This window comes from Pontibacter liquoris (assembly GCF_022758235.1).
GTDB lineage: Bacteria > Bacteroidota > Bacteroidia > Cytophagales > Hymenobacteraceae > Pontibacter > Pontibacter liquoris.
Window position 1 is genome coordinate 2,499,187 of sequence record NZ_JALEBG010000001.1, and the last position, 22,787, is coordinate 2,521,973.

Sequence of the window (22,787 nt, forward strand, 5' to 3'; positions counted from 1 at the left end):
AATAAACATATTATATAGTAACCATACTATGAAAAACGTCTCTCAGCTTGTGCTGGCCACCATGGTATTAGGTATCAGTTTTATTGTTTGTACCCTGCTTTTCGGCACTTTTCTTAAAGCCCGGTCAAGAGCAAACCAGACAATAAATGTTACCGGCTCGGCAAAACGTGATATTGTTGCGGACTTGGGGATTTTAAGAGGGAATCTGCAGGCAAGCGGCGCCTCAGCTGAACAGGCCTACCAGCAATTACAGCAACAACGGCCTGTTTTGATCAATTACCTCAAAAGCCAAGGCTTTGCAGAAGCGGCCATCAACCAGAATACGATCAACCTTAACCCGGTTTATGAACTGAGCAAGCAAGGCTTCCCGAGTAATATCATACTTTCCTATACGGCCAGTCAGATGATCGATGTGCAGTCGAAGGACGTGAAGAAGCTTAAAGCTATTTCGCTGGATATCACCTCTCTGGTAGAAAAAGGCGTTAACTTTTCGGTTAGCCCGCCGGAGTATTATTATACCCGCCTGGCCGATCTGAAAGTAGAGATCCAGGCAGATGCTGCTAAGGATGCGTTGAACAGGGCCCGTAAAATAGCAGAAGCCACCGGTTCAGACCTGGGTCCGATTACGACTGCCCGGATGGGCGTGATCCAGATCACGCCGGTCAACTCCAACATGATCTCAGACTATGGCATTAATGATGTCTCCTCAATCGATAAGGAAATCACGGCGGTGGTCAGCGCTTCTTTCCGGCTCGAATAAAACAAGGCACCTGTATCCCTTCCGCCCCACTTCAGGAATTAACCCGTTAGCTGCTTATGTATTTTAACGTAGCAAGATGATGCCCGCTACAGCAGGAGTTTATACTTGGGGTAAATATAAAAAAGGAGGCAGCTGCACTCCTGCAGCTGCCTCCTTCTAGTAGTAAATAAATAATAAGGCCTTAGCTGTTCTCGACTGCTAGCCAGGTATTATAGATCTTTTTCTGCAGATCGGTTGGGTTTTCTACCTGCTCAAAATGGTAGCGGATGGACTCGTCTTTCAGCAGCGGCACCTGCAGCGTTGCTATTTTGCCGTCGCGGTTTACCAGTACATCCAGCTTATCCCCAACTTTCTGCTCGCCCAGTACGCGGGTAAGTTCATTGGCATCTACGCGGTAGCCATTGATGGCGATGATTTCGTCGTTCACGTTCAGGCCACCCTCCCAGGCGCTGGAGCCGCGTTTTACGCTGCGTACCAACAATTTGCCATCGGATGAAGCCGTAGAAGCTCCCCAGCCCGGCAGGTTACTGCCTGCTTTCTCGTTTACAAGCTTTAATCCGGCCGCATCAAAATAGGTGTTATAATCAGGCATTTTGATGCCATCCACATAATCCCTGAAAAAGGCATCCATGTTATGACCGGTCATTTTTTCTACCCCCTGCTTAAACTCCGCCTGCGTGAAACCACGCTTCAGCTGCTTGTAGTAGCGGTTATACATGTAGCGCATCACATCATCCAGCGACTTTTCGCCTTTGGTGCTTTTAAGGATTTCCATGTTCAGCAGCAAGCCCAGCACATCGCCTTTGCTATAGTAGGAGATTTCGGCGTTGTTGGAGTTCTCTGTCTGGCGGTAATATTTGATCCAGGCATCGTAACTGGATTCTGACGCGCTCTGCACCTTGTTGCCCGGCGTATTCTCTACATTGCTGATACTGGCAGCAACCCTGTCGAGGTATTGTTGCGGAGTGGTGAAACCAGCCCGGCGCACAATCATATTGGCATAATAGCTGGTAAACCCTTCCGATACCCACAGCAGGTCCGTGTAATTCTCCTCGTTATAGTTGAAAGGGCCTAAGGGCAGCGGGCGCAGGCGCTTTACATTCCAGAGGTGAAAATATTCATGCGCTACCAGGCCCAGGAAGCCATTGTAACCCGCCTCTGTGCCATAGGTCCAGCGCGAAGTTTCCAGGGTGGTGGAGTTCAGGTGCTCCAGGCCGCCGCCACCGCGGTTCAGGTTATGCACAATAAACACATAGCGGTCTACAGGCAACTCTCCTATTACTTTGCCGGCTTCTTCGGTTACTTTCTGCATATCGGCTACCAAACGCTTGGGGTCGAAATTACCTTCACCATACATGGCCACTTCGTGCTTCACGCCATTGGTGGTAAACTCGTATACCGGGTGGTTGCCGATTTCCAGCGGGGAGTCCGCCAGTATATCGTAATTGGGGAAAGTAAAAGTGAACTTACCGTTGCTTTTAAGCCCGGTAGAAACCTTATCCCAACCCTGGTAAGGTTGAACAACAAGCGTTCCGGCTGTTTTCTCAAATCCTTCGGGGTACATAAATACGCTTGTGCCGTTTACATAGCCATGCGAGGCATCCAGAAAGCTGGTGCGTACCGATACTTCAAAGGCATATACATTATAGGCCACGTGCACCGCTTTGGATTTGTTGCTGTAAACGCGCCATGTATTTTTATCGATTTTTTCGGCGCGCAGGCTTTTGCCGGCCTGGTCGGTAGCCTCAAAACCATCGACATTTTTAGCAAACTCCCGCACCAGGTAAGAACCCGGAGCCCAGACAGGCATGGTGAAGTCCACATACTTTTTGTTGATGCCGGACAGGTCAGCCGCTACCTTAAAATAGTGCGTATGCGGTTCAGGCATAGCCAGAGTATAGCGGAGTTCCGCAGCCAGGGCAGCGGCGGCATTGCAAAGGCAGAAAAAGGCAATTAAGAAGAGGGATGCTGTAAATCTCTTTTGGTGGAGCATGTTATGGTTTAGAATTTTGTTAAAGTTCAGGCATTTTACAAAAATTACCCTGCTTTACAAAATTCCTGCACCTGCCGCACCACGGGTGCTGCATCCCTGTTTGCATCCGCAAGCTTATGCGGCCTGCGGCCGCTGGCTATTTAACCAGGCATTGGCCTCATTAAGCTGGTAAAAATTATGCAGGATCACGAAGGAGTTAAAACTGCAAAGCCCCTGCTGGCCAACCTCCATCAGCAACCGGTTGTAGCACGACTGGGATAATAGTATGGCCAGATAGTTCTCACTTCCGAGTGTGATCATGATCCGTGGAAAAAGCTGGGTAAATACCCATGTTTCATCTTCTTCGGTCAGCTCCCCGATTTCCCGCAGGTCCAGCAGCCAGTGTTTTATGTCATGCTCACCGGCAAACTGCAAAGCATCTAAAAGCACTTGCCGGAAGTCGGCAGAATCCAGACTTTGGCTGCACTGCAACTCTAACCGAACCTGTGTTGCATCAAAGATGACTTCCGATGTTTTGGTCTTACTCACCATCATTCCTTCTCCCTAATGTATTATACTAATGACCAAAAATACAAATATTTACAATGCAAATTTAATGCATCTAACAAAATGTTTCATTTTTTTAATTATTTAAGTGAGTATAATAAGTATTAGGGTTAAGCTTTAAAAATAAGGGGTGAACATAGTATAGCCTAAAGGTTATATACACCCTTTCGATATAAAGGTGCTCCTGTTCGGTTTAGCAGCGTATACTTAAGATAGCAGCCACTGCTGAATAACTGGCATGATATTGTATACTATTCTCACAACCAAGCACAAGTAGCTATGAAAAGAATAATCTTGTTATTTTTATCGCCCCTGTTGCTCTTAACGATCATTCTTTTAGCCCGACCCCGGAAAGAAAGCCTGATCACCTATACTTATACTGCTGCTCCGGGTACCGGCATGGCAGCTACGCCTGCTCCGGCTGCTGTTAAAGCACACGCAACCGCTCCTGCCAAGGCCGACGAGCTGGTAGATTATGCCCTTGGTTTGCAAGGCAGCCCGTATGTATATGCCGGCATCACGCCCGAGGGGTTTGATTGCTCTGGTTTTGTAACGCACGTTTTCGATCATTTTGGAATGGATGTACCGCATTCTTCAGCGCTACAGGCGGAGGTAGGTATGCCTGTGTCCCGGCAGGAGGCCCAGCCCGGAGACTTGGTGATTTTTACGGGAACAAACGCCAGTGTGCGCGAGCCCGGTCATGTGGGGATTGTTGTCTCGCAGCCCGGTTCGGTTATCTCGTTTGTGCATGCTTCCTCTAACGGCGGCGTAAAGGTAAGTGAGGTAGAAGGGACCCGCTATGATGTGCGTTTTCTCGAGATCCGCCGCGTGCTGAACTAGCCTCTTACGCCAGGAAGAAAACCTATTGCTACATTTTCGTACATAATCCATGGAGAAAGGACGCAATAGCGTCCGCAGCTACTTAAATAAGAGGCGCCATGGTACATCCTTACAAAATAAATGCCCTGAATGGCCTGCTTTTAATCCTGCTGGGCCTGGTTAGTTATTTTGTAGTGGCAGACCAACCCGCAACGGCCCTACTACCATCTGCCTTCGGGTTGCTGCTGCTGGCCGGCACTTACCAGCTGCGCAAGCACAACCGTTTTGTCTTTCATACGATTACGTCGCTAACGCTGCTGGCGGGCATCCTGCTGTTACTGCAAACCCGGAGTGGTTCTCCGGAATGGACCAGCTATGAAATCCTGCTATTGTTGATGGGTGTGAGCTGCTTTCTGGCAGCAGCCTGTTTTATCGGCACCTTTGTGCAGGAAAGGCGTCTGCGCGACAATTCCATCTACAAAGACGATCTATAGTCTATAAAAAGGAAAAGCGCCAGATGTAGCCCGTCAAGTTACATCTGGCGCCCAAAAATCCTTCTTCATCTTAACAAGCGGCGCCCTGTTATGCAGCGGCACCATCCGAAGACCAAAGGCAAATTACTGCGTAAGCAGTAAGGACTGCTTACTAAGCCAGTTCACTGTTTAGGTGAACAACATTACCTGGGCTTACTAAGACGTCTGATGGATTAGACATAGCACCTCCTTTCTCTTTAGTCCGACATACACTCTGCCTGCTTTCTTCAAGCGACTTGGGTCAGAGCCGTAGCACTCGCTACAGTTTATTAAAGATAAATTAACGCGCAAAAGTTCACAAGGTTTGGCACATATTTTTTATACTTTTTTTCGCCGCCTTTCTGCTAAACAGCAGGAAAATAACTGAATTCGCACACCAGAAGCTAATAGGCTTTAAATCAAGTTAATACAAATTTGCACCAATCTGATAGCACCACCTGATACCCTGGTTTTATACTTGGTGTTTGTGCGAATAGCGTTCTTTCTAAAGATGTGTGACTTTGAAATCCGAAAGGAAAGTATAACAGCAGGCAAAGGTTGACTCCTCTGAAAAGTAACTGGCAGAGTAGGGATGAAACAGATTCAACGGATGGATTCCGTCCGTCTTCAGCCATACTTGTTTTAAAGGTCTGGCATCCTCATTTCTGGTTCTAAATTTGTATAAGCTAAGTATAGCCGTCCTTTTAAGCAGGTTCTTAAAATCAACGCATGTATTTTCTTAAATTTTTTAATTATATTTAGTACGTTGGATACTTAAACAAAACGCAACTATACATGAAAAAGCATCTGCTCACGCTTGTCGCACTCCTGCTGTTCTCCACCTTGGCATGGGCTCAAAAGCTTTCGCCACTCGGTACCTGGACAAATGAAGATGGCAAGGCAAAATTCGAAATTTATAAATGCGGCGATAAGCTGTGCGGCAAAATTGTGACTTTACGGGAGCCCTTACGAAATGGCAAACCAAAGATGGATGACAACAACCCGGACAAAAAGCTTCGCAACCGTCCGCTGGAAGGGATGGTGTTTATGAAAGGCTTTGCCTACGATAGCGAGCACAAATGGGATAACGGTACAATTTACGACCCGGAAAGCGGCAAGACATATTCCTGCTATATGAAGATGACCGGCAAAAACACAATGGAGGTGAAAGGCTATATTGGCATCTCGCTGATCGGGCGGACACAGAACTGGACGCGGGTTGACTAGGAAAGTATAAAAACAACAAAGGCTAGCGACAATGCTAACCTTTGTTGTTTTCAACCCTTTACATTTCTATTTACTCCATCCAAAGAAAAAGGTTAGGTCTACAGGGTATATTTCGCTTTTTTTTCTAAAATTTATAGGCTTTACGGGCATTCTTTAAGAAATCTGCAGAATCTTATAGGTCTTGTCGCGAAAAGTAAAGCTCTCGCCGGCACTTTTACCAGCCATGGCCTTATACAGCGGCGACATGCCAGAGATGGCATAGTATGATTCGCCCTCCACTTTGATCTCTCCCAGGCTTACGCCAATAAAATAATTCTGCAGCTCCGTTTGCACTACCGCTCCCAGCGAGACATCATGATTCGATTTGGTGGCATTAATGCGCTTGAGCACGCTCATAGTCGTAATGAGCTCATCGAGCTGCCGCGCATACATGTCGCGCTGTATCTGACAGGCTTCTCGAAACGACTCAAACTTATCTTCCATGGCGCCCTGGTGCTCGTTGGCACTCTCCTGCGCCTCGTCCATCGCATCTTTGGCGGCTTTTATCTGCATATTCAGCAGTTTTGTGCACTCCTGCAGCAAACGCCGCTTCATTTCAAGTTCCTGTGTAAGCATATCCATAGTTTAACAGATCTTAAAGCCCTGCTTCCGCGGCAACCTGCACCTGGCATACATCGGTTGGGGGCTGATTTTAACTCGTTTAAGGTACTTTAATTGTAATTTCGGGTAAGTGACAAGGTAAATAATTTAACTATTCAGGGCTTAAACTATTTAAAACAAAAGATGTTTTAAAGTAAATTATCAAATGCCGTTTAACGAATTTTTAAAACGATTGTTGGGGTGGCCAGTCAATTCCCTGACATGCCGTAAATTAAAACGCACAGCCAGCTATGAGGCGGCCTACAAAAAGTGGGTGGCGGCTAAGACCTATCTTACCTGGACAGGGCCTTACTATAAAGCCTATCATTACCGGAAAGCGAATCTGACCGGCCAGTACCGCGTGCAGGTAATTGAGGATCAAAGCCGCGAAGGCGTTGTTTTTTATCATGATCCCGCTATCGGTAAGAGCAACTTCAACTTTCTGTTCGATTTTCTGAAAGACCGGATTCTGCTGCAAGGCTACCGGCTGCATAGTATGGACAAGCAGGAAGTCAGGCATGCGCGTTACAATGAGCAACTGGAGAAATATTTCTTGTTGCCTCCTGCCGCCGATGCTCCCGGCTCGGACCTCTGCAACCAGCTCTACGGCAACATCACCTTGGATTATATCAAAGTAAACAAACATCCTGGCTATATTCGGTTACTGGTCAACTCTTACACGGATCCCTACTTCTCTGCCCCTCTCCCCTTTACCGACCTGCTCGAAAAAGTGCTGCGGCCGGAAGAGCAGGCGGATCAAAAATAACAGGCATCGGGAACAGACACATTTACAGGAAGCTACGTACAAGCAGAAGCAATGATTCTTGCTATAATATCATCTAAATTTTTTATATTTATATGCCTGCTGCTGTCTGATATCTCACCTTCAGTGCCCTGCTTATGCTAAAACGTATACTCCTGCTGCTGCTTTGTGGTCTTCTTTTATCGGTAAAAGCCTGGGCTACGCACATTGTGGGTGGTGAGTTTGAGCTCGAGCACCTGCAGCAAAACAATTACAAGTTAACCTTGAACCTGTACTTCGACGACGTAAACGGCAGCCCGGACGCACTGGATCCTTATATCACGGTTAATATTTATAGCAAAGCAACCAACCGGTTAATGCAGAGCAAAACAATGCCGCTGCGTCAGCAGTCGTTTGTGCCGTATACAAATATTGACTGCACAGTGGGCAGCCTGCGCACCCGTAAACTGATTTACGACGAACAGATCATGCTGCCAGCCAGCCAGTATAATGACCCTGCCGGCTACTATATTACCTGGGAGCGCTGCTGCCGCAACAGCACCATTAATAACATCGTCTCGCCTGAAAGCGCTGCCCAGACCTTTTACATGGAGTTTCCGCCGGTTGTGAGCAGTGGCCAACCTTTCATCAACTCCTCGCCCAAGCTGTTTCCGCCCCTCAGCGACTATGCCTGCGTAAACGAGCTTTTTTACTTCGATTTTAATGGCTCTGATCCGGATGGCGATTCGCTGGTTTATGACATGGTGACGCCACTGAATGGATTTACCACCGATCTGAACCCGAATGCTCCCAGCCAGCAGATTCCCTATTCTCCGCGACCCGGTCCTTACCCCGAAATAAGGTGGTTGCCAGGCTTTAGCCGCGATGTGCAGATCAAAGGCAATCCGGCTATGAAGATTGACCCACAAAGCGGCCAGCTTACCATGCGCCCGCAAAGCAAGGGGCTTTATGTGTTTGGCATCCGTTGCCAGGAGTTCAGGAACGGGGTGCGGATAGGCGAAGTGCGCCGGGATTTCCAGGTGCTGGTGCTGGATTGTAACAGCAATAACTCGCCTGAGGTAATGGCACGGGAACAGGGCAAGAAAGCATTTTACCAGAAAGGCGATGTGTTACACATTGCTCCTACAGGCAACCGCTGTATTGAAGTGCTGTTTACAGACCCTGATCTGAAAGAGTATGTGGAGCTCCGCGCCAGGCCGGTTAATTTTACCAGCCAGGATTTTACCTTTAGCGGGTCAACCAGCGGTATGATCAACCAGGCGGCAAGCGCCAGCGATACGCTCCGCGCCACACTCTGCTTTAACGAATGTTTTGATACCGGGGGCAAGGTATACAAGCTGGACCTGATCGTGAAAGATGACGGGTGCAGCCTGCCGAGGCAGGACACGGTGCAGCTGAATTTTGTCATCGATCCCTTGCCCGATGCCCCTCCTGCCGTTGCCCTTTCCACGCCGGCGCGAGTATTTGAGGTGCAGCAGGGCGACGTGCTTACTTTTGATGTTACCGGCTCCGACAGCGACGGGCAGGACGTAACGATTTCCGCCAAAGGCCTGAACTTTGACCTGTCATCCCAGGCTATTCAATTCGAAGGCAAGACCGGAACGGCAACGGTTACCTCGCCTTTTTCCTGGCAGATAGATTGCAACACCGTAAAGCAGGAAAACTACCAGGTAGAATTTACTGCCAGCTCGGTGGTTTGTGGCAAAACCATCGAGAAAAAGGAAGTAGTAGAAATCCGGCCAACCTATAAAAACAATATTCCCGTCATCAGCTCTGATCAAAAGGTGCTGGTCGTCACGTTAGTGCCTGGCCAAGTCTACCAGGCAAAGCTATTTGGCAAAGACGTGGACCTGGATGCGCTGGCCCTGTCGGCCGCGGGCCAAGGTTTTAACCTGGCCGACCTGGGTATGGACTTTACCAGCACTGGAGGCAAGGGCAGTGCCGAAGGCGTATTTAATTGGGTAGCTACGTGTAATGCCGCTACCGGAAACATCCTGCGGGTAGCTTTTAATTTACAGGAAGATGCCTGCATCCCTTCTCCGGAGCAGCAACTGGTGTTCGAATTTCATGTTGATGCCCCAAATGATGCGCCTGTGATCTCTACAGATAAACAGGTGCTATCCTTCGACCTGAAACTGAACGAGCCTTTTGAAGCCAAGATCTTCGGAGAAGATGTAAACATGGACATGCTGCAGCTGGCAGCGGAAGGCGATGGCTTTGACCTGTCGGCCTATGGCATGGCCTTTACAAGTACCAACGGAAAAGGTAAAGCCGATGGCACCTTTACCTGGACAGCCAATTGCCTGGCCGCCCAACAAGGTGTGCTGCGGGTAAACTTTAAATTGAAAGAGGATGCCTGCCGGCCTTTTCCGGACCAGGTACTGGTCATGGAGTTTCGGGTGAGCGTACCGCAGCTAACGGATTTTATCCCGCCTAATATTTTCACGCCGAACGACGATGGACTAAATGACCAATTTGAAATACCGGGACTTCCGTCAGAGTTCTGTTCGGCTGTGTTCACCAGCATCACTATCTTTAACCGGTGGGGCAAAGAAGTATACCGCGACACGCACAGCAGCTTCAAATGGGATGGCAAAAACGTAAACGACGGAGTATACTTCTATGTAATAGACTACGGTACCAGCAAGTATAGAGGTAGTGTCACGCTGGTGCGTTAGCGGCCCAGGTAAAAGATCGCGGCTTCCTGCTACTGTATTTCGCTTCCCTTTTACTGACCGATTCTACGAGAGTTTTCCTTACTTCAGCATAGCACAGGTTTATACTTTACCTAATCAGAAATTCTAAAGCATGTGCACAGAAAGTATAGCCAGCAAGATAGAGCTTAACCTGGTATACTTATTTACAGATTAGTCAAAGGACAGACGCCAATCAAATGGTTTCAAAGCACGCAGATGCGCCGAGTATCTGTTTAAAAGCTCAGCCTAGCAACTTATCTGATCAGGCCATGAAAAGGAACACCAGGTAAAGGCCCAGCCATAAGAAATCCATAAAATGCCAGTAGCCACACAGCATGGTAAGCTGCAGGTGGCGGTAAGGGTCGCGGATAAAGATCAGGCTCCGAACCCCGTCAGTTGCGACATGGGCTGTTTTAAAGAAAAGAAAGGAAAGGAAGATGATGCCGCCCAGTAAATGCAGCACGTGGAGTGCCGAGATCAGGTAAAGATAGGTGCCCGAGGCTTTCCCGGTAAAGTAGACCCCACTTCTGACCATTTCATTCCAGCCAATAAACTGCGCGCCTACAAATAACAGCCCCAGCACTAAGGTCAGGCCCAGGTAGCGCGTCATTTTGTGTAGTTTGTCTTTTTTATAAAAACGGGGCACCCGGCTGATGGCATAACTGCTGAAAAGCAACAGCACCGTACTGACGCTGAAAAATTTAGGCAATTCGAAGGAGGTTTGCGGAAACCCGCCGGTACGCGCAAAAGCTACGACCAGTATAAAAAACAAGACTCCGATGCCGATCATACTCAGGTAGAGCAGCATACGGATAGGGTGCATCTTCTCTATTTTACTGAACGCAGAGAGTTGCCTGGCGTAAATTTTATTTTTCTTATCTGGATCCATTCCCAACCTTTTGAAAGGCGATTTACAAGCCTACTAAGTCATTTACCGGTAAGTAGCACTATCACTATCTTTTATACTACCTATATACCCTGCAAGCGGAAGGATAGTTTTGCAATTAGGGTATTATATTTCATGGTGCAGCCCCTGCTTCTTCCTTAACAGGCTTTCGCCTGAAAAGTTGTGTTAAAGGCGTTAAAGCTATCATTTCCGCGCATATAATAGGGTAAGCAGCACTTACCTTTCTACGGGCATTTGCGTTTATAACAATAAGCTTAATCCGCGCTAAAATGGCAAAATTTTTATCTTATGCCTCCTATGTTCTGACTGTCCTATTTTGCCTGACGGGGCAGCAGGTAGCAGCCCAAACCGAGAACACCTATACCAGTGGCAACACGATCTTTTTAACGATCGAAGGGACCAAGCGGCTTTTCGACTTTAGCTCCAATAAGTTGCTCGTTAACTATAACAAGGAAACCCAGAAGCTGGAGTGCGTACTGGATGTCAGCAGTCTGCTACCGCTTACCGATAATGTGCCGCCCGAAATGGCCTACGAGATACTTTATGGCGCAAAGTTCCCGAACCTTTACTTCGAAATCGACCTGCCAGCAGCACAAGTGAAGAGCCAGGATACTTTTCTAAAAGCTATTCCGCGCGTTTCCAATATTAACCTGCAGGGCGTTTTAAGTGAAACCGTTATACCCCTTGTTATAGCACCGGATCAACAGGCCTTGGTCTTCAGCACCAACTTTGACCTGCTGCTTCAAAACTTCCAGGTGAACCTGCCTGTCAAGTATGTTCCGCTGCTTACAGGCCGCCTGCTCTTCACGATCCGCAATGCCCGCTGGACAGATCTGACCGTCCGGTAAGGCTGCTTCTGGTTGTAAGCTTTTAAACGCGGGTAAAGGGTAGGTTATTTTACAAATGCTATCCCAGGAGCAGGCAGATCCATGTCAGCAATTAATCTACCCTTTGATAAAACCGCTCCCTTAAGCCAGCACGAATTCCGCACCCGATCACCAACTTTACCTCTTTTGCACAAGAAGTAAATGCTGTAATCAACAAAGTAGAGCTACGAAGTATAGACCAAACCAATTTAAAGTTATACAACAAGTATAATAAGCCAACTTATTTGTTTTCAATCAACTATTAAGTATAAAATAACATTGGATCAGCTTGATTCCCGTATGGGCAGCAACTATCCTTTTTTAGCTATAGATGACAGTATGGAAATCCCAGATCAGGAGCAATAAAGTAACTACCAAAAGCTTCATTCAGCTAACCAAAGCAATGTTTTACACAAAATTTACACAGCTAACCCATAATACAACTTTTGGAACATTATAGATATTATATTTTATTGATATTCATACTATTGACATACTTATTAATAAGCTATACTTTATATTAGATAAAAGCTTGAATTCAGAATTAACTATACCTCCTAACTAGTTACTGCCTACCAGTTGATAGAGCGTAGCATGCCAGCAGGAATAAACACCTCATCTATCCTTAGGGAAAGCCCCTGTGAAGCGTGTTAGCCTGGGGAGGCAAAAGCTATCTGAACCTTCCCTATGTTTCCTTAGCCATACGCCTGCTATACCTTCTATCCCTTGGGTAGCCTTATGTAGCAAATCATCTGCTTGCCGCAACTCCGGCTTTATACCAAGCATTCGTAGCAGGCCTACACTTCTTGCCGAACACTTTATCCAGCCTGATGTCTATACTTGCTATGTATACCTGGTGTTTTTACTTGCTATGCACGCCGGCTATCTATACTTGCGCTGCATACAGGGAGCCATACTCAACCTTGAACTTTACCTTATCTAATCTTATACTTATACTTAATCAACAGCATCCTTAAATTCTGATTCTGAATCATTTGTTTGCTCAAACAAGCCGTCCTTAATTATTGATCAAAACACTTTATTGCAAGGGCGAGCGCACAAGGATATGCTGTTCAAGAACCATTTGCGCTTTTTCCTTTTTAAGCCTACTTCTTGCCCACCCCGCTACAGCCGGCTGTTTCTATGCCATTAAATTTCGTAACTATACGGTCCGTTTCTTATTTTTACGAAGTATAAAACAGACCTACAATGGCATTACAGAAAGACCCGGCACTGGAACTGCAGGAACTGACAGATCGAATAAATTACCTCAACTACCAATATTACCAGAACAGTGTTTCCGAAGTATCGGACTATGAATTTGACCAGCTGCTGAAACGGCTGCAGGAACTGGAAGAACAGTTTCCGGCCCTGCGGCAGCCCAATTCACCTACCTTGCGCGTGGGCGGCACCATTACTAAGAACTTCGAGACCGTTTTCCACAAATACCCCATGCTCTCGCTGAGCAACACTTACTCGGAGGAGGAACTGCGCGAGTTCGATAACCGGGTACGCAAGGCCATTGGCAGCGACGTGGAGTATGTCTGCGAGCAGAAGTTTGACGGTGTGGCCATCAGCCTGACCTACGAAAACGGGCAGTTTGTGCAGGGCGCGACCCGGGGCGATGGCACCCGCGGCGATAATATCACAGCCAATGTGCGCACCATCCGGGATGTACCTTTGCAGGTGCACGGAGAAGGTTTTCCGGAGTTGTTTGAAGTGCGTGGCGAAGTGTTTATGCCCTTGCCTGTTTTCCAGCAGCTGAATGCGGAACGTGAGGAAACCGGCGAGCAGCTGCTGGCCAATCCACGCAATGCCACCTCGGGTACCCTCAAGCAACAGGATTCGGCCGTTGTTGCCAGCCGCAAGCTGGGTTGCTTCTGTTATAGTTTCCATACATTCCAACCCCTGTTCGACTCTCATTCCGAAAGTCTGCAGGCTATCCACAAGTGGGGTTTCCAGGTATCGGATACCTGGCGCAAGTGCAGCTCTATAGAAGAGGTGCTGGCTTACGTGAACGAATGGGAAGTGCGCCGCACAGAACTGCCCATCGCTACTGATGGCGTAGTGGTGAAGGTAAACAGCTATGCGCTGCAACAGGAACTGGGGTTTACTTCTAAAAGTCCCCGCTGGGCCATTGCCTACAAGTATGCCGCAATGAGTGCCGCCACCCGGCTGCAGGGCATCCAGTACCAGGTGGGCCGCACAGGAGCTGTCACGCCGGTAGCGCTGCTGGAGCCTGTCCTGCTGGCCGGCACCGTGGTAAAGCGCGCCTCGGTGCATAATGCCAACGAAATCCAGCGCCTGGACCTGCGCCTGGGCGATATGGTGTTTGTGGAAAAAGGCGGCGAGATCATCCCCAAGATCACCGGTGTAGACCTGGCCCAACGCCCTGCAGACAGTCAACCCATCTTATATCCGACCAACTGCCCCGCCTGCGGCACGCCGCTGGTGCGCTCCGAGGGTGAAGCCAACTTTTACTGCCCGAATGATACAGGTTGCGAACCGCAGATACTTGCAAAATTCGAGCATTTTATCTCGCGCAAAGCGATGAACATCACCGACCTGGGTCCTGAAACCATTGCCCAACTTTATAGAACAGGCCTGGCCCGCAATGTCGCCGACTTGTATGATCTAACATTTGAACAATTGTGCGTGCTGGAGCGCATGGGCGAAAAATCAGCCAACAACATTCTGGCCAGCCTGGAACGGTCTAAAGCCACGCCGTATGACCGCGTTTTATTTGCGCTGGGCATCCGGTTTGTAGGCAGCACCGTAGCGCGCAAGCTAGCCGAGCAACTACCTGACCTGGAAGCACTGCGGGGCGCAACATACGAGGAACTGCTTGCCATCAACGAGATCGGTGAACGCATTGCCAACTCCATCATCACTTATTTCCAGGACCAGGACAATGTGCAGCTGGTAGAGCGGCTGAAGCAGGCCGGCTTAACGTTTAAGTCTTCGTTTAAATCCCCTGAAATGGAAAGCGACCGGCTGGAGGATAAAACATTTGTGATCTCAGGCGTTTTCCAGAGTATGAGCCGCGAAGAATTGCAACAGCTCATCCTTAGCCACGGCGGCAAGGTGGTCAGCTCCATCTCCGCTAAACTAAACTACCTGGTAGCCGGCGATAAAATGGGCCCCGCCAAGCGTGAGAAAGCCACCAAGCTGGGCGTGCCGATTCTCTCGGAAGACGAGTTTTTAGAAATGATAAAGTAACTGGGGCTTCTGGCTATTCGCAGACAGGAGGTATTAAGCTTATGTTGAAGTGCTGGCTGGTTGGGCAACACTGCTAACAAAAAAGATGGGGCCAACTGCAATTGGCCCCATCTAAAACAACTAAACTAAACTTGTATCTACAGGCTGTTCTCAACCCCCATGCATCACCTCTTTTTCGCTTCTGAGCGTTCAGGTTGATGGCGCTACCGCTTTCTTCAACAGCCCTATGGACTTTTACGAAAGCGCTAATACTTTGGCTTTTATCTGGCGGTAAAAAACTTCCTGGAGGTCATAAGCGCGCTTTTCAGCACAACCCTTTACCAAAAGAGGAAAATCTAGGGCGCAAAGCAAAACGGAATAGACCAATGCCGTTAAATACTAGCTAAACAGGTTTTTAGATAGCTATACCTGTTTTATCTGGTTAACGGCAGCCTTCATCGCCACAAATGGTGCGTTGGTAGAGACGCATTCGGGGAAGCACTGCAATGTCAGGCACTTTGCTTATCTTTAAGAGTAAACTATATACCGCTCTCCGGCACCCGGCACGCAGCAGCCATACTTTAAATCAACATGAATATTGCTTTGCAGCAGGTAACCATGAAAAAACGCTATCAGATAGCCTTGCACGTAGTGGCATGGTTGCTTTTTGGCGCCTGGGTATTTTACTTTTTGCAGGCAAACCGCACCTTGTCGGTGGCCAAGGTGCTGGATGTGGCCGTGGGGCTGGCTTTTCAGCTGGTTATCTTTTACTTTAACTGGTATGTGCTCATCCCACGTTTTCTGGCGCGCAACCACCTGTTGCTCTACATTGCCTCGGTGCTCACTACCCTACTCGTTTTTGCGCTGGTGCGCGCGCCGCTCGACTACTTCGTTTTCCGGGAGTTTAATCCCAATATGAAGGCCCTCTATACCACCGAAAGGCTGCTACAGTATGCCCTGGGAGGTCTGGTGACGGTTTTTATCAGCTCGGCCCTGAAAGTAACCGGCAACTACATCCGTAACGAGCGCCGCAACAAGGAACTGGAAACGCAGAAGCTCACCGCCGAGCTGGCCTACCTCAAATCGCAGGTAAACCCGCACTTCCTGTTCAACACCCTGAATAACATCTACTCGCTGGCTTATAAGCAGCACCCCGAAACGCCGGATGCGATCATGAAACTCTCGCTGCTGATGCGCTACATGCTCTATGAAAGCAACGACACGCTGGTGAGCCTTGAAAAAGAGGTCGATCATATCAACAACTTTATTGATCTGCAGAAGCTGCGCCTGCGCGAGCAGACAAGTATAAAACTGCATGTGGAAGGCGACCTGGCCGGCAAGCAGATTGCCCCAATGCTGCTGATGACGCTGGTCGAAAACGCCTTTAAGCACGGCCTGGTGAGCCGCAACGAGATCGGCATTATCCTTAACCTGCAGGTGCAGGAAGACGCCCTCCTGTTTAGCACGGTGAACAACAGCAGCACCCATAAAAAGCGTGAGTTCGGGGGCATTGGGCTTGAGAACCTGCGCCGCCGCCTGAACCTGCTTTACCCCGACCGCCACCAGCTGACACTCGAGGAGAAAGAGGGGACATTTTTCGCTACCTTAAAGTTATACTTCAGACCTAACCACAAATAAACCTATGACGATCACATGCCTTGCCGTAGACGATGAGCCCCTGGCCCTGGATATCATCGAGAGCTACGTAAGTAAACTGCCTTTCCTGCACCTGGTAAAAACCTGCTCCAGCGCCACAGAGGCCATGCAGGTGCTGCAGGAAGAACAAGTGGATCTGATGTTTCTGGATATCGAAATGCCGGAGCTCACAGGCATCCAGTTTCTGAATATCCTCAAGCACCAGCCGCTCATCATCTTCACTACCGCCTACCCCGATTATGCGCTGGAAGGCTTTAACCAGGATGCGGTGGATTACCTGCTCAAGCCTATCCCCTTCGATCGTTTTCTGAAAGCCGTAACCAAAGCCCAGGAGCGGCTGCAGCGAAATGGAAAACCAGCCGAGCCCCATGCCATCGCCTCACCGCCGGCAGCAGAGCAGGATTTCATGTTTGTGAAGGCCGACTATAAAACCATCCGCGTGGATTTTAAAGACATCCTCTGGATCGAAGGCCTGAAAGATTACATCATTATTCAGACAAAAGACCAGAAGATCATCACGCTGCTCTCGATGAACAAGATGATGGAAAAGCTGCCCGCTGCAAAATTCCTGCGGGTGCACCGTTCCTTTATTGTGTCACTGCAAAAGATCGACAGCATCGAAAAAAGCCGCATCCGCATCGGCAATAAGGAAATACCGATCGGCGAAGTATACAAAGACCAGTTCCTCAGGTGGGTGGAGGAGAACAATATCCAGTAGCGTTCCTAAGAGTTACGAATTACGAGTTGGAAGTATAAGTTGATCTACAAGTATAGGTTAGCCGCTTAAAATTGTGCCCCCTTTTCCTGGCATCATTTGCAGAAATCAATTCATACTTCGTACTTCGTATTTCGTAATTGATAAAGATGATCAGAGAAAAATTAAGAGGTACAGGCGTGGCCTTGGCTACGCCTTTCACGAAAGAGCTGGCGGTGGATTACGGAGCCCTCCGCAAGCTGCTGGAATTTGTGTTGGAAGGAGGCGTAAACTACCTGGTCATAAACGGCACTACGGCAGAGTCGGTGACCACCACCACGGATGAAAAGGCCGAGATCCTGCGCTTTATAAAGCAGGAGGTAAATAACCGGGTGCCCCTGGTGTATGGCATTGGCGGCAACAATACCCAACACGTGTTGGATACCATAGCAGAAACAGACCTGCATGGCATAGCGGCCCTGCTTTCGGTAAGCCCTTATTATAATAAGCCCTCGCAACAGGGCATTTACCAGCACTACGTGGCCATTGCCAATGCCTCGCCGGTGCCGGTTATACTTTATAATGTGCCGGGCCGCACGGGCAGCAACGTTACCGCCGAAACAACCCTTAAACTGGCCGTGCACGAGAACATCATCGGCACCAAAGAAGCCTCCGGGAACCTGGAGCAGTGCATGTACATTGCCCGCCATAAGCCCAAAGACTTTATGCTGCTCAGCGGCGACGATATGCTGGCTGTTCCGATGGCATCTTTTGGAGCAGAAGGCGTGATCTCGGTACTGGCCAATGCCTTCCCTGAAAAATTCAGCCGCATGATGCAGCTGGCCCTGACCGAAGACTTTAAAGCAGCCGCCGAGCTCATGCTCTCGTTTGTAGACATAAACCCGATGATGTACGAAGAAGGAAACCCAGTAGGCGTTAAAGCAGTGCTGGAGCGGTTTGGCGTTTGTACGGCCGCTGTTCGGCTACCGCTGGTAGAAGCCTCTTCCGGCTTAAAAGACAGATTATACAAGTTACTCTAAGGTACTTTCCCATCTAAACAAAAAGGCCGGAAGCTCCTCTTCCGGCCTTTTTGTTTTCTTCTGTTGGCAATTTGGTGCGCCCTATGCCGGTAAAGCATTAAAAATAAGACGCATCTATTGCTTTAGAGGGGATAAGGCTTTTCCTTTGCGGTCATGAATAAAAAAGGCACAGCCTTGCGAAAGCAGATTTCAGTGCTCATAGTTGTGTTTGTGTGTAGCCTATTGGCACTCGCAATGCCCTTTACTGCCGCAGCAGCTGTGTTTCCTGCTTCCGGCGAGCTGCAGATAACACCTTCAGCCGCTGAATTTTCTGATGCCGTTGTGCTAACCCAACGGTCCTCGGTTGCCACGAAAAGGGTGCTACCAACCGGCAGACAGCTGCTAAAGCCGCTAACCGCCGTGCTGCCAAACGATTTTCCGCAATGGCCCGAAAAGTATGCCCGGCAATACGCTTTTTTCCCGGTGCTGGCAAACGTCCGTTTTCCGGTCCGCTCTAATGGCCCCTGATCGGTTAGCCCCGCAACCAGTTTAAGCTCCTATGCCACCGGGGTACGCTCCCAAAACATACTTACTACATTTAAACGACCCTTTTCCGGGGCTATTCCTTTACCAAGTTCATTTATCAGGCAACAGCTCCCCTGCCTCTGCCTGTCGTTATACTTTCTTATACTTATGATTGAGCTTTTACAGCAACTGATAGACTTTGTGCTGCACATCGACAAGCACCTGGTAGAGTTAACACAGCAGTACCATGGCTGGGTGTACCTGATCGTATTCCTCATCGTGTTTTGTGAAACTGGCCTGATTGTTACCCCTTTCCTGCCCGGCGACTCGTTGCTATTTGCCTTGGGTGCCCTGGCTGCCTTGCCCGAATCGGGCCTGCATATCGTCCTGATCCTGGTCCTGATGTGTGTGGCTGCTATCCTGGGCGACTCAGTCAACTACCTGTTCGGGCGAAAACTCGGAGACCAGGTATACCAGCGCAACTACTGGTTCCTGAAGCGGGAGTACCTGGACGAGGCCCAACTTTTCTATAACCGCTATGGCGGCCGTACCATTGTGTATGCCCGTTTTATCCCTATTGTGCGCACCTTTGCCCCTTTTGTGGCAGGTATCGGCAAAATGCATTACCGTAACTTTGTTGTCTACAATGTGCTAGGAGCGCTGGTGTGGGTATTTTTGTTTTGCCTGGCAGGCTATTTCCTGGGCAACATCCCGGTCGTGAAGGAGAACTTCTCGCTACTCGTGATCGGCATCATCGTCATATCCATTATGCCGCCCATTATCGCGCTTCTCAAGAAAAAAACCTCCTCCAAAGCATAACACATTTTAGTATGACGGGATTAAACTTAACACCTTGTTAAAGTTGTTCTGCGTCAGGTTTATATTAATATTTCTTTTACATGGAGCTTAAACACAAGGCTGGCGCCGTTTCTACCGCCGGCCTACTGATTTCCCTGGGCATTATTTACGGAGATATCGGCACTTCGCCGCTCTATGTAATGAAAGCCATCATCGGGGGAAACCCAATCTCTGAGATTCTGGTGTACGGCGGTATTTCCTGTGTTTTCTGGACGCTTACGCTGCAGACCACTATCAAGTATGTGCTGCTTACCCTGCAGGCCGACAACAATGGCGAAGGCGGTATTTTCTCGCTTTATACCCTAATCCGCCGCCGTGCCGGCTGGCTGATCATCCCGGCCATGCTGGGAGGTAGCGCCCTGCTGGCTGATGGCATTATTACACCTCCTATTTCCGTTTCTTCGGCCATCGAGGGGTTACGCATCCTGTACCCCAACATTCCGACTGTGCCCATTGTGCTGGCCATCCTTACCGGCTTGTTTGTGATGCAGCGCTTCGGCTCTGAAATCGTGGGCAAGGCGTTTGGACCGATCATGTTCCTGTGGTTTACCATGCTGGGCTCATTGGGTGCGCTGGGCGTGGTGAGCCACCCGGAAATACTCAAGGCACTGAACCCCTATTACGCTTACAACATGCTGGTAAACTACCCCAACGGCTTCTGGCTGCTGGGAGCGGTATTCCTGTGTACGACCGGGGCGGAAGCATTATACTCGGACCTGGGCCACTGCGGCCGTCCCAACATCCGCCTGAGCTGGACCTTTGTAAAAACCTGCCTCCTGCTCAATTACCTGGGGCAGGGCTCCTGGCTGATGACGCACGTGGGCGGGCAGCTGAACGAGAACCCGTTTTATGGCATTATGCCCGGGTGGTTTGTGCTGCCGGGTGTCGGTATTGCTACCATTGCCGCTATCATTGCCAGTCAGGCGCTGATCAGTGGTTCTTTTACCCTCATCAGCGAGGCCATTCGCCTTAACTTGTGGCCGAAAGTAAAGCTGGTATACCCAACAAATATGAAGGGCCAACTATACGTACCAAGTATAAACTGGCTCCTGTGGCTGGGCTGCTGCGGCGTGGTGCTCTACTTCCGCGAATCAGAAAAAATGGAAGCGGCCTATGGCCTGGCGATCACCATGGCGATGCTGTCCACCACCATCCTGATGAGCTATTACCTCTACATCAAGAGCCACTCGCGCATCCTGGTAGCCTTGTTCCTGGTGCTGTACATGAGCATCGAGGCGGCTTTCCTAGTGGCGAACCTGAGCAAGTTCCCGCATGGCGGCTGGGTATCGCTTATGATCGGCGGGCTGCTGCTCACGGTCATGTATATCTGGCTTAATGCCCAGCAGATCAAGCGCAGCCTTACCGAGTACGTCCGCCTGAAAGATTACCTGCCGGCCCTGCGCGAGCTTAGTGCGGACGAGACCATCCCTAAGTATACCACGCACCTGGTGTTTATGACGAGTGCCTCCAAGCCTAGCGAGATCGAATCGAAGGTGATCTACTCGATCTTCCAGAAACGCCCGAAGCGCGCCGATATTTACTGGTTTGTGCACGTGGAAACCACCGACGAGCCTTATACTTTAGATTACCAGGTGCGCAAGCTGGACGAAGACGATGTGATCCGCATTGATTTCAGGCTGGGCTTCCGGGTAGAACAGCGCATCAACCTCTTCTTCCGCAAAGTAGTGGAGGAGCTGGTCGAAAACGGCGAGGTGGACATTACCAGCCGCTACAACTCGTTGAGCAGGCAGCATCTTATCGGTGATTTCCGGTTTGTTGTTCTCGAAAAGTTCTTATCTTACGAGAACGATTTACCTTTTAAGGAACGCCTGATTATGGAGTGGTACTTTAACATCAAACAGTTTACCAGTTCCGAAAGCAAGTGGTTCGGCCTCGACAGCAGCTCGGTAAAAGTAGAGAAAGTGCCCTTGGTTATTACGCCGGCACAACTGCCGCAGCTGAAGCGAATCCTGGTTTAATTTTTGATTACTGCCGGTATGGCCCTCTCCCTCCAGAAATTACAGTCGCAGTTTTCTGTGCGCCGCCTGCTCCTGCCCATGCTGCTTGGCCTGGGCGTGGTGGGCTATATGCTGTATCGTAACTACCAGCCCGATCAGCTGCAGACGCTGCTGAATGCTAACCTGGGCTGGCTAGCTGTGGCGCTGCTGGTCTTGTTTATCCGCGACTTTGGCTATATTTACCGGATCCGCCACGTAACCGATAAGGCCCTGAGCTGGCGCCAAAGCTTCAGTGTGATCATGCTCTGGGAGTTTGCCTCCTGTGCCCTGCCCTCGGTGGTGGGCGGCTCTACGATTGCCGCTTACATCCTGTTCAAAGAGAAGATCCCGCTGGGCAAATCCATCGCCCAGGTGATGGTGACGGCCATGCTCGATAATTTATACTTTGTGGCGGCGGTTCCGCTGGTGCTGCTCTTTACCCAGGGCCATGTGCTGCCCGAAATGGAAGGCCTTAACCCGGCGCTGCGCGAAAGCCTGGGGGTTGCCTTCTTTATCAGCTATCTGCTGATCGCGCTCTACGCCTGCGCCATGTTTTACGCGCTCTTCATTAATCCCAAAGCGGTAAAACAACTGTTGCTACGCCTGGCCCGCATGAAACTGCTCAGGCGCTGGAGCCCCGCGCTCTTCCGCCACGCCAACGAGCTGCTGATCGCCTCACAGCACCTGCACCATAAGCCCCGGGCGTACTGGCTGCGGGCCAGCCTTTCGACCTTCTTTGTATGGACCGCCCGCTACGTCATCATCGGCTGCCTGATCGCAGCCTTTGCTCACCTGAGCCTGCATGAGCACCTGGTGATCTTCTCGCGCAACCTCATTTACAAGATCGTGTTGTTCGTTTCTGTGACGCCAGGTGCGGCGGGCATTGCCGAAGTTGCTTTTCCGGCATTCTTTGGTGCCTTTTTAGGTGGATTTACAACTATTGTTGTGTTACTTTACCGTTTACTGACCTATTATTTATATTTGCTTGTAGGCGCATTTGTTTTCCCGAGGTGGGCGGCCCGCGTGTTTAAGCACGAAACGCCAAGTTTGGAGAATGCTTCTGCGGCTGCCTTTACCAAGAACCCTATACTACTAAACCGATAGCTGTTTAA

The 22,787-nt window shown here is 49.4% G+C and carries 19 protein-coding genes; 15 read left to right on the top strand and 4 right to left on the bottom strand.

The genetic code is table 11. The annotated features are described in order from the left end of the window. Positions 1 to 28: 28 nt before the first annotated feature. On the top strand, positions 29 to 760 hold the full coding sequence (locus LWL52_RS10335) for an SIMPL domain-containing protein (protein WP_242919519.1): 732 nt from the start codon (positions 29 to 31) through the stop codon (positions 758 to 760). 181 nt (positions 761 to 941) lie between these two features. Here the strand turns inward: LWL52_RS10335 and LWL52_RS10340 are convergent, their stop codons facing one another. Together LWL52_RS10340 and LWL52_RS10345 are read right to left on the bottom strand one after the other, a co-directional pair. Then, positions 942 to 2,753: a M61 family metallopeptidase gene (locus LWL52_RS10340; RefSeq protein WP_255749005.1), complete on the bottom strand. Its 1,812-nt coding sequence runs from the start codon at positions 2,751 to 2,753 to the stop codon at positions 942 to 944. Between the two features lie 114 nt (positions 2,754 to 2,867). Next, positions 2,868 to 3,287 carry a hypothetical protein gene (locus LWL52_RS10345; protein ID WP_242919523.1) on the bottom strand — a complete coding sequence of 140 codons (420 nt, stop codon included), beginning with the start codon at positions 3,285 to 3,287 and terminating at the stop codon, positions 2,868 to 2,870. 291 nt (positions 3,288 to 3,578) lie between these two features. Between LWL52_RS10345 and LWL52_RS10350 the strand changes: the two genes are divergently transcribed. The 3 genes from LWL52_RS10350 to LWL52_RS10360 all read left to right on the top strand — a co-directional run bounded on the left by LWL52_RS10350 (position 3,579) and on the right by LWL52_RS10360 (position 5,857). Further along, on the top strand, positions 3,579 to 4,139 hold the full coding sequence (locus LWL52_RS10350) for a C40 family peptidase (protein WP_242919525.1): 561 nt from the start codon (positions 3,579 to 3,581) through the stop codon (positions 4,137 to 4,139). Positions 4,140 to 4,237: 98 nt separating this feature from the next. Further along, the gene (locus LWL52_RS10355) at positions 4,238 to 4,612 is read left to right on the top strand and encodes a hypothetical protein (RefSeq protein ID WP_242919527.1); all 375 of its coding nucleotides are present in this window, start codon (positions 4,238 to 4,240) and stop codon (positions 4,610 to 4,612) included. An 813-nt stretch (positions 4,613 to 5,425) separates the two neighbouring features. Then, complete coding sequence (locus LWL52_RS10360) at positions 5,426 to 5,857, top strand: DUF2147 domain-containing protein (protein WP_242919529.1); 432 nt, start codon at positions 5,426 to 5,428, stop codon at positions 5,855 to 5,857. Positions 5,858 to 6,010: 153 nt separating this feature from the next. Here LWL52_RS10360 and LWL52_RS10365 read toward each other — a convergent pair whose 3' ends face one another. Further along, positions 6,011 to 6,478, bottom strand: a complete 468-nt coding sequence (locus tag LWL52_RS10365) for a hypothetical protein (RefSeq protein WP_242919531.1) — start codon at positions 6,476 to 6,478, stop codon at positions 6,011 to 6,013. A 211-nt stretch (positions 6,479 to 6,689) separates the two neighbouring features. Here LWL52_RS10365 and LWL52_RS10370 point away from each other — a divergent pair, with 211 nt between their 5' ends. Next, positions 6,690 to 7,262, top strand: coding sequence for a hypothetical protein (locus tag LWL52_RS10370; protein WP_242919533.1), 573 nt, complete (start codon positions 6,690 to 6,692; stop codon positions 7,260 to 7,262). A 134-nt stretch (positions 7,263 to 7,396) separates the two neighbouring features. Then, entirely contained in the window at positions 7,397 to 9,937 is a 2,541-nt protein-coding gene (locus LWL52_RS10375) for a T9SS type B sorting domain-containing protein (protein WP_242919535.1), read from the top strand. Positions 9,938 to 10,217: 280 nt separating this feature from the next. Here LWL52_RS10375 and LWL52_RS10380 read toward each other — a convergent pair whose 3' ends face one another. Beyond that, positions 10,218 to 10,844, bottom strand: a complete 627-nt coding sequence (locus LWL52_RS10380) for a cytochrome c oxidase subunit 3 (RefSeq protein ID WP_242919537.1) — start codon at positions 10,842 to 10,844, stop codon at positions 10,218 to 10,220. Between the two features lie 287 nt (positions 10,845 to 11,131). Between LWL52_RS10380 and LWL52_RS10385 the strand changes: the two genes are divergently transcribed. From LWL52_RS10385 to LWL52_RS10425, 9 genes are all read left to right on the top strand, one after another. Further along, positions 11,132 to 11,710 carry a hypothetical protein gene (locus tag LWL52_RS10385; RefSeq protein ID WP_242919539.1) on the top strand — a complete coding sequence of 193 codons (579 nt, stop codon included), beginning with the start codon at positions 11,132 to 11,134 and terminating at the stop codon, positions 11,708 to 11,710. A 1,227-nt stretch (positions 11,711 to 12,937) separates the two neighbouring features. Further along, complete coding sequence (gene ligA / locus LWL52_RS10390; RefSeq protein ID WP_242919541.1) at positions 12,938 to 14,947, top strand: NAD-dependent DNA ligase LigA; 2,010 nt, start codon at positions 12,938 to 12,940, stop codon at positions 14,945 to 14,947. Between the two features lie 570 nt (positions 14,948 to 15,517). After that, complete coding sequence (locus tag LWL52_RS10395) at positions 15,518 to 16,564, top strand: sensor histidine kinase (RefSeq protein WP_242919543.1); 1,047 nt, start codon at positions 15,518 to 15,520, stop codon at positions 16,562 to 16,564. Positions 16,565 to 16,568: 4 nt separating this feature from the next. Continuing rightward, positions 16,569 to 17,300 carry a LytR/AlgR family response regulator transcription factor gene (locus LWL52_RS10400; RefSeq protein ID WP_242919545.1) on the top strand — a complete coding sequence of 244 codons (732 nt, stop codon included), beginning with the start codon at positions 16,569 to 16,571 and terminating at the stop codon, positions 17,298 to 17,300. 146 nt (positions 17,301 to 17,446) lie between these two features. Then, complete coding sequence (dapA, locus tag LWL52_RS10405; RefSeq protein ID WP_242919547.1) at positions 17,447 to 18,316, top strand: 4-hydroxy-tetrahydrodipicolinate synthase; 870 nt, start codon at positions 17,447 to 17,449, stop codon at positions 18,314 to 18,316. Between the two features lie 234 nt (positions 18,317 to 18,550). After that, on the top strand, positions 18,551 to 18,823 hold the full coding sequence (locus tag LWL52_RS10410; RefSeq protein ID WP_242919549.1) for a hypothetical protein: 273 nt from the start codon (positions 18,551 to 18,553) through the stop codon (positions 18,821 to 18,823). Between the two features lie 165 nt (positions 18,824 to 18,988). Further along, positions 18,989 to 19,639 (top strand): DedA family protein, encoded by a 651-nt coding sequence (locus tag LWL52_RS10415; RefSeq protein WP_255749012.1) that lies wholly within the window; start codon positions 18,989 to 18,991, stop codon positions 19,637 to 19,639. An 80-nt stretch (positions 19,640 to 19,719) separates the two neighbouring features. Continuing rightward, positions 19,720 to 21,657 carry a KUP/HAK/KT family potassium transporter gene (locus LWL52_RS10420; protein ID WP_242919551.1) on the top strand — a complete coding sequence of 646 codons (1,938 nt, stop codon included), beginning with the start codon at positions 19,720 to 19,722 and terminating at the stop codon, positions 21,655 to 21,657. Between the two features lie 18 nt (positions 21,658 to 21,675). Further along, a complete protein-coding gene (locus LWL52_RS10425; protein WP_242919553.1) occupies positions 21,676 to 22,779 on the top strand; it encodes a lysylphosphatidylglycerol synthase transmembrane domain-containing protein in 1,104 nt (367 codons plus the stop codon). Positions 22,780 to 22,787 lie beyond the last annotated feature (8 nt).